This is a genomic window from Streptomyces olivochromogenes, from assembly GCF_021538895.1.
GTDB classification, from domain to species: Bacteria; Actinomycetota; Actinomycetes; order Streptomycetales; family Streptomycetaceae; genus Streptomyces; species Streptomyces olivochromogenes_A.
This window is the reverse complement of sequence record NZ_JADDRL010000254.1, coordinates 1-2,312: the sequence shown is the minus strand read 5'-3', so window position 1 is coordinate 2,312 and position 2,312 is coordinate 1. Positions and strand designations below refer to the sequence as shown.

At 70.3% G+C, this 2,312-nt stretch carries 1 protein-coding gene; it reads right to left on the bottom strand.

Going from position 1 to position 2,312, the window contains the following annotated elements; translation table 11 throughout:
* The coding region (locus tag IPZ69_RS46660) for a non-ribosomal peptide synthetase (RefSeq protein ID WP_235461005.1) at nt 1-2,312 on the bottom strand (2,312 nt) is incomplete at both ends.

Genomic DNA, 2,312 nt, shown 5'->3' with positions numbered 1-2,312 from the left:
TCGGCGACGGTGGGGCTGGTGAAGACCTTCCGGACGGGCAGTTGCACGTCGAGTGCGGCGCGGATGCGGTTGGTCAGACGAGTGGCGAGGAGGGAGTGTCCGCCGAGGTCGAAGAAGCTGTCGTCGATGCCGACCGACGGCACGTCGAGGATCTCCGCGAACAGCGCGCACAGGATCTCCTCCTGGGCGTTGCGCGGGGCGCGGTGGGTGCTGGTGGCCGTGTAGTCGGGCGCCGGGAGGGCCTTCTGGTCGACCTTGCCGTTCGGGGTGAGGGGGAAGGCTTCGAGGGCGAGCAGCGCGGCCGGGACCATGTAGTCGGGCAGACGGGCGGCGAGTTCGGCGCGGATCTCGTCCGCGTCCAGCAGCGCACCGTCCTCGGGGATCAGGTAACCGACGATCCGCTTCTCGCCCGGCTGGTCCTCGCGCAGGAACACCGCCGCCTGCGCGATGCCGTCCACCGCAGCCAGTACGGCCTCGATCTCACCCAACTCGACCCGGAAGCCACGGATCTTGACCTGCGCGTCGGCACGCCCCACGAAGAGCAGATCACCGGTACGAGTCCAGCGGACCAAGTCCCCCGTGCGATACATGCGTTCGCCGCTGGAGCAGGGGTTGGCCACGAAACGGGAGGCCGTCAGATCGCTTCGGCCCAGGTAGCCCCGGGCGAGGCCGGCGCCGGCGAGATACAGCTCTCCCACCACACCGGGCGGGACCGGGCGCAGAGCCTCGTCGAGGGCCAGGAGTGTGGTGTTGTCGAAGGGACGACCCAGCGGGACCTGTCCGGCCGGCTCGTCGTCGGTCGTCCACGGCTGCCCGGTCACGCAAAGGGTCGCCTCCGTCGGACCGTAGGTCGTACGGACGACGAGCTCGGGGCAGGTCTCCAGGACCCGACGCACCGCGGCCGCAGGCACCACGTCACCGCCGGTGGTCACCTCCACCAACCCCGACAACGCCTGCGGAGCCTCCTCCGCCAGCACCCGGAACAGACCCGCCGTCACACTCAGATGCGTGACCTTGTGCTGATGCAGCACAGCCGGGGCCCAGTCACCGGGCGGCGCCACGACGATCCGCGCGCCCACCAACAGCGGCAGCCACAGCTCGTACACCGACCCGTCGAAGGCGTGCGGCGCCTGGAACAGCACCCGCGCGTCCGCGTCCACACCCCACGACGGCTCACGCACCAGATCCAGCACGTTCTGGTGACTGACCCCGATGCCCTTCGGCTCACCGGTCGAACCCGACGTGAACATCACGTACGCCAGCTGATCGGGCAGCACCACCGGCCACTCGTGCGGAGCCTGAGAGCCGGCACCGGCGACGTCGTCGACGCGTCGGCCGTAGTCGGCCCACCGGTCATCCACGAGTACGACGGGGGCGTCGATCCGCTCCAGCAACGCCTCGACCCGGGCCTTCGGATACGCCGTATGCACCGGCAGATACGCACCACCCGCCAGCAACACACCCAGCAGCGCCACCACCGCATCCACCGACCGCTCCATCAGGACCGGAACGACCTGCTCCCGCCCGACCCCGCCCGCCAACAGACCGGACGCGACCGACTCCGCACGCGCCAGCAACTCGCCGTAGGACAACTCACCCCCGTCCCACTCCAACGCCACCGCCTCCGGACACCCGGCGACCCGCTCCCGCAACACCCCCACCACACTCGACGCGGGCGAAACCGTCACCGGTCCGCGTCCCCTGTCCAGCGCCTCCGCGGTCTCCGCCGCCGACAGCACCGCCAGCCCGCTCAGCCGTGACTCGGGATCTGCGACGACCTGGTCGAGCAGCCGCAGCAGGCGGTCGCCCAGTTCCTCCGCCGACACCCTCTCGAAGAGGTCGTGCGCATAGGTCAGCAGCAGTTCGTCGTCCCGGAAGGCGAGGGAGAGGTCGAACTTGGCGCTGTCCTCGGGCAGTACGGCCTCCGTCTCCAGGTCGGCGAGGCGAAGAGCCGGGGCGTCCTCCTCCCAGGTCAGGGCCACTTGGAAGAGCGGGTGCCGGGACAGCGAGCGGGCGGGCTGGAGCTCCTCCACCAACAGGTCGAACGGCACGTCCTGGTGATCGAAGGCCGCCAGGTCCGCGGACCGCACCCGCTCCAGCAGTTCGCCGAACGCCGGGTTCCCACTCGTATCCGTACGCAGCACAACGGAGTTCACGAAGAAGCCGACCACATCGGTCAGCGCCTGGTCGGGGCGGCCGGAGACGACCGTGCCGAGCGGCACGTCCGTGCCCGCGCCCAGCACATTCAGCAACGCGGCCGAGGCCGCATGCGCCACCATGAACGGCGACGCGTTGTGCGCCCGCGCCAACTC